Here is a 6,651-nt window from a genome sequence, read left to right on the forward strand (position 1 = left end):
CTTGACGCGCCGCCTCGCCCTTCCCTTGATTTGAATGGAAGGCCGAGTATCGCTGTTGTTCTCGATGATCGCAAATCAGCCAAGGATGAATCAGAGCAGTGCGCGCGTCAGCCGATTCCCATACTCGATCGAATATCCATCGAATGGATCCGTAATTACTTACGTAACCACTATATCCGTAGCCGGAACCTCGTCGAGCATGCTCGTGTATGAATAAAAAGACCTGCAAATTGCAGATCCGGCAAAACCGGAGCGGGTTCCCCCACTCCGCCAGTCAGGCAATTACCACTGATACGACGCACCCATGCCAACGGTGTTGCCGCCGCTCGACAAGCCCACGCCGGCCTTCATCTTCAGGTTGTTCGTAATGCGGGCTTCCCCGCCAAACGCAATCGCCTGATAGCCCTTGTAACTCGCGCTGCCGATCCCGAACGATAGCGTCTTGCCAGGGTCGACCCCCGGGATCATCGTCAACGCCGTCGCCGCTGCAATGCCCGAATAAGCATTGCGCGACACACCGTTGATCTGGCCTTGCATATCACCAACCGCCCGGTCGAGCTGCCCCTTGGTCGCCGCATCCGACGCATTCACGCCATCCGCGATATTGACGATCCGACGATTGCCCTGGTCGGAACCGTCACCGAACGAGACCGTGTTGTCCTTGTCCGCGACGGAGCCCGCACCAATCGCAACACTATTGTCGCCCCGAGCCTTCGAGCCCTGACCGATCACCATGCTGTTCTCGCCGCGAGCCGATGAGTCATGCCCGATCGCGGTACTGTTGGCCGCATGTGCATCCGCGCCCGCGCCAATCGCCGTGCCGCCCGAGGCCTGCACCGCCGAGTTCGCGCCGATTGCCGTGGCGTTGCTAGCATCGTCCTTGACTGTAGAGCCCGAGCCGATCGCAACGTTATTGCTGCCATTGCCCGAATTGGCCGGCGTCATCGAGTTACCCGCGTCGCCCGAACCGCTGATGACGTCACTGCTGACCGTACCGCCGCCTTCACCGCCCGAACCACCGCCCGTGATTTCGATCTTGCTGACGCGATCATCCATCGTGCCCAGGCGGTTTTCGAAGTCGCTTTGCAGCGACGACAACTGGCCGTAGTTCACTCCGTCGTACTGGTTCTTTCCGTCGGCAACGTTGGCAAGAGTCACCGGCCCCGCCGCCGAGTTACCCAGCGTGACGGAACCGTAGTTCGGGTTCCCGTGCGAATCGAGGTCGTAGCGCACCGCCAGCGAATCCGTCGCACCATATGCCGCAGCCGCCTGAACCGCCTCGGACACCGTCGCGTACTTGTAGCCGCCCACTTCAATCGAATGGACGGAAACTTGCCCGTTTTCATCGACTGTCGTGTCGCCGCCGATCGCGTTGACGACGCTCTGAGCAGTACTGTGCAATTGCGATCCGTTCACTGCATCGAGGCTCCCGGCCGTTACCACGCCGTTCGCGACATTATGCAGACCGACGGCTGTGCCGACTGCGCCCAGCGTGATCGACGCACGATTCGACGAACCATCGTCGTTGCGATCGTAAGTCACCATCGCGACCGGCTGACCGGTTATCGGGTCAATCAGGCCACTGTTCGAGACCGCGTCCTTAAGCTTCGAAATATCGCCCGTATTGGCCGTGACGCGCCCGTCCAGGTTGCCAATCGCCGCACCAATGCTGTTCACCGTCACATCGCCGCCCGCGAGCGAGTAGCTTGGCGCGGAAATCGTGCCGTCCGCACCCACCGCAGCGCCGCCGCCAAGGGCGTCGGCCACGCTTTGCGCCGTGCCGTGCAATTGCGAGCCGTTCACCGCATCCGTGCTCGTCGCATTCACCGCGCCTGCCGCCACGTTCTTCAACGCCGTACCGTTCTTACCAGACAGCGTGATCGAACTCTTGGCCGCATCGTCATAAGCGACCGCATTCGGATCCGTACCGCCACCACCGGCCTCGGCCGCTGCCGTAATCGCATCACCAACGTTTCCATATGTCTTGTCGCCCACGCGGTAGGTCGGCGCCGTCACGCTGCCATCGGCACCGATGCCCACACCTCCGCCCAGGGCTGTCGCGACACCGTTCAGTTGGCTGACGTTCACCGCATCCGTGCTCTGCGTACCCACCGCGACGTTCACGATCTGGCGCATACCGGCCACGCCACCACCTACCGAGACGGTATTCGCTCGAGTCGCTCTAGAACCCGTACCCAAGGCCACCGCGCCATTCGCGCCCCTGTCGACGAGCGTATTGGCACCGAGCGCCATTGCGCTGGTGACGCCCGTATCAACCGTCGCGCTCGTGCCCAATGCAATACCGTTGGTCGATCCGACCAGGGCCTGCGCGCCATCGCCGATCGCAATCGCGCTCCGGCCCAGTGCGTACACATTGTTGTTACCCACCGCAATCGCGTTATTGGCATTCGCCTTCGCCTGCGAGCCAATCGCAAGCGCCTTCGATCCACTGGTCGTGACCTCTGAACCGATCGCCACCGAGTACCGTTGATCCACACCCGTTTGCGCTTTGTTGCCAATCGCCACCGAACTGTCCGAGTTCGCAACGCTTCGCAGGCCGATTGCAACGGCGTCCGCACCGGCTGCGCCCGAACCCACCCCAATCGCTGCGGCAGTCACGCTCGTCGGATCGCCCTCACCGATGCTTGCACTGTTTGGAAGGCTGCCGTCCGCGCCCATGCCGTCGACCGCGACGAAACCGCCCCCTACGTTCTGATCAGCAAGCATATTCAGTCGTGACCGCAGTTTCGATTGCTCAGTAGAAACACGCGATTTCAGCGTTCCCAGTGCTTCATACAGTTGCGAACCATTGATTGCATCCGTACTCCTCGCCGAGATGTCCCCCTCTTTCACGTTGACGATTTTTCTCTCGGCGCCTACGTCACCGACCGATACCGTCATTGCCTGGTCCGCGACGGAATTCGCGCCGATCGCAACAGATCCGGACTGCTGGGCACGTGCACCTGAGCCCAGCGCCAACGAACTCTGACCACTAGCGGCAGCCCGTGAGCCAATCGCGACAGCCTGGTTACCAAGCGCGTTCGCTGGCGCACCGGTCGCCTTGACCTTGATGTACTTCAAATCGATCGTACCGTCAGCCAGTTCGCGCTTCACATTCGACAACCCCGTGTTCAATTGGCCAACGTTCACTGCGTCCGTGTCAGCAACGCCCTCCGCCACGTTCTTCAACGCTACCGGGCTCTGCGCATCCGTACCGACCAGCGTCACCGAACCACGATCCACCGTGCCGTCCGCCTTGCGGTCATACGTCACTGCCGCAATCGCCTTGCCCGTCTTCTCATCCACCAGCCCGGAGTTCGCCAGATCATCCTTCAGGCCAGCAACGTCCGATGCATTCGTCGTCACTCGACCGTCCAGATTCGACACCGCCTCGCCAACGTCATGTGCCGTCGCCGTCCCGCCGTTCAGCGAGTATGTCGGCACCGTTACCTTGCCATCCGCACCCACCGTCGAGCCGCCGCCGAGCGCAGTCGCCACGCTTTGCGCCGTGCCGTGTAACTGCGAACCGTTCACCGCATCCGTGCTCGTCGCATTCACCGCGCCTGCCGCCACGTTCTTCAACGCCGTACCGTTCTTACCAGACAGCGTGATCGAACTCTTGGCCGCATCGTCATAAGCGACCGCATTCGGATCCGTACCGCCACCACCGGCCTCGGCCGCTGCCGTAATCGCATCACCAACGTTTCCATATGTCTTGTCGCCCACGCGGTAGGTCGGCGCCGTCACGCTGCCATCGGCACCGATGCCCGCACCTCCGCCCAGGGCTGTCGCGACACCGTTCAGTTGGCTGACGTTCACCGCATCCGTGCTCTGCGTACCCACCGCGACGTTCACGATCTGGCGCATACCGGCCACGCCACCACCTACCGAGACGGTATTCGCTCGAGTCGCTCTAGAACCCGTACCCAAGGCCACCGCGCCATTCGCTCCCTTGTCGACGAGCGTATTGGCACCGAGCGCCATTGCGCTGGTGACGCCCGTATCAACCGTCGCGCTCGTGCCCAATGCAACACCGTTGGTCGATCCGACCAGGGCCTGCGCGCCATCGCCGATCGCAATCGCGCTCCGGCCCAGTGCGTACACATTGTTGTTACCCACCGCAATCGCGTTATTGGCATTCGCCTTCGCCTGCGAGCCAATCGCAAGCGCCTTCGATCCATTCGTCGTAACCTCTGAACCGATCGCCACCGAGTACCGTTGATCCGCACCCGTTTGCGCCTTATTGCCAATCGCTACCGAACTGTCCGAGTTCGCAACGCTTCGCAGGCCGATTGCAATCGCGTCCGCGCCAGCCGCGGCCGAACCCACCCCAATCGCTGCGGCAGTCACGCTCGTCGGATCGCCCTCACCGATGCTTGCACTATTCTCCAGGCTACCATCCGAGCCCATTCCCTTGACCTCGACGAAACTCGGTGCGGTCTGCACACCGACAGCGAGCGTGTTGGCGACAAGCAATCCCTTACGCGACTTCAAATCCGTCGACAGCTTGTCGGTCCGCTCGGACATCTTTTCAATGGCCTCGGTCAACTGGTCAACGTTGACCGCATCGGTCCCTTGAACACCGTCCGCCAAGTGAGAAATGCGACGCTCATGGCCCAGATCACCGACCGAGACTTGGTTAGCCTCGTCCGCAACGGAGTTGAAACCGATCGCCACCGAGTTGAGCCCGCTCACACGCGCCCCCGTGCCAAACGCCAACGCCCCGCTTGCCGATGCGTTAGCTCCCGAACCGATGGCAACAGAATTCGCGCCCGCAGTCACGGCAGCAGCACCTTTCGCCTTGACCTTGATATAGCGCATTTCAAGCGAACCGTCCGCAAGGCCGCCCGTGATGTCATCACGCACCTTGTTCAATTGCGCGAGGTTGACCGCATCCGTGACATCGGCGCCTGCTGCAACGTTCTTAAGGCGCACGTGACCCGATGCCGAGGCGCCGCCGAACGTCACACTGGCGTGTTTTGCATCGTCGTATTTCACGCCATCGCCATCAAGCGAAGCGTCCGCCAGCGCTTTTTTCATCTGCCCGTAGTTCACGGCATCGTTTGATTCGGTTGCGTCGGCGACATGGGTGATCTGGCGCTTCAGCGATTCGGAGCCGACGGAGACTTCGTTGCCTCGCTTCGAAACGGAGTAGGAACCGATGGCGACCGAGCCGGCCTTCTCAACTCCCGCGCTCCAGCCGACAGCGATCGCGCGCGCCGCCTTGGCACTGGCCCTGCTCCCCAACGCGATCGAGTCGTCACCGATCGCCTGAGCTCCCTTGGTCGAATCCCCGCCGATGGCAATCGAATGCTCCCCACCGGCCACGGTTGCAAGCCCGGGCGTGCCGTCTCCGCCGCTACCCAGCGCGACCGAACCCGCGCCCGCAGCCGTGGATCCGATTCCAATCGCAGTACTACCCGTGCCGGAAGCTACGTTGTAGAGCCCCATCGCAGTCGCCCCGGCCCCGGCCGCATCGTTCCCGATCCCACTCGCGGTCGAACCTGCCAGCCTAGCCTTGTTCTGCATCCCCGTTGCCGACGACCCCGTACCCAGCGCCTTGTTTCCACATCCGGCCGCAAACGAGTTGAACCCCCATGCAACGGTGGCCTGATCACTCATCGGGTTCGTCGCTCCACCTCCCGTGATGTCGGGATTATGGTCGTAGTAACCAACTTCGACACCGTTGATTGTCGTTGGCGCAGGCCATGCGTTACCGGGATTAGTGACCTGCGAGGTCATTCCAAGCAACCAGCCCAGATTCGCCTTGCTCATTACCAACCGCCGGCCTGACAGACTCAAGCAATCGTCATCGCCCGTTATGGCACTCCCCTGAGGGCCAGCTCCGATATAGCTCTTGCCCAACCCTCCAGTCGTATAACTCGTACCCCCGGCTTGCTGCGACCCTCCGCTGGATCCACCTGCAATCACGGTACCGGCCCAAACCCCGCCGGATGGCATCGCAGCCGCAGCGACCACGCCCGCCGTCACCAGAGCGACCTTTCGGCCATACGCATGCGTGGCCCCCTTTCGGTTTCTCCGCGAAGATTGCCCGCCCTTCCGAGATTTCGCGACTTCAGAAGCCACCGCCCAAGTGCCGTTGGACGCGTTCCACACCACCTTATATGATTTGTTCATCATGTTCCTCAATCTCAATACAAACTGGCGCTTCGCCACTGAAATGACTCGCCACATCTACCAAACGATCGATTCATACGACCATCTACCTTCCGATCGATTGCTCGCACGCATTGCACATGCGGCATCTGACATACATCACCAAGATCCGACAGACCTCACATCGGCATCCTTATCTTTCGATATCATGCGCGATGATCAATAGTCCGATAGAAAAGAAGAGACGATTATCCTTTCGGGCGGCACTTTTCCACATAGGGCTTCGCCGGAAAACGGAGGCCCAGCGTCCTATTTTCTTTAACCGAAATAGGCCGCAGCCTACCCCGACAGCCAACCACGCGATGCCCCTGCCTCGATCCCACGTACAGCAAGACGTTTGATAATTTTGAGGCTGGCCCAATTTCCGTCCCAGTCTTAATTGGAAAATTCCGGCTCTTCGGGGCGGGCCGAACCGGCCCGATCGGTGCACTGGCGGGCGAATTCCGCCGGTGTCATCCACTGCAGCGCAGAGTG

At 61.3% G+C, this 6,651-nt stretch carries 1 protein-coding gene; it reads right to left on the reverse strand.

Going from position 1 to position 6,651, the window contains the following annotated elements:
* Positions 1-282: 282 nt before the first annotated feature.
* Positions 283-6,195 carry a YadA-like family protein gene (locus GD429_RS25820; protein ID WP_321574870.1) on the reverse strand — a complete coding sequence of 1,971 codons (5,913 nt, stop codon included), beginning with the start codon at positions 6,193-6,195 and terminating at the stop codon, positions 283-285.
* Positions 6,196-6,651: the final 456 nt, after the last annotated feature.

This window comes from Burkholderia sp. BE17 (genome assembly GCF_009362305.1).
Taxonomy (GTDB): Bacteria; Pseudomonadota; Gammaproteobacteria; order Burkholderiales; family Burkholderiaceae; genus Burkholderia; species Burkholderia pyrrocinia_C.

What these genes read in the sequence shown, in the direction of transcription:
- GD429_RS25820 (WP_321574870.1), bottom strand. Translation starts at nt 6,195, where the DNA reads ATGTGGCGAGTCATTTCAGTGGCGAAGCGCCAGTTTGTATTGAGATTG.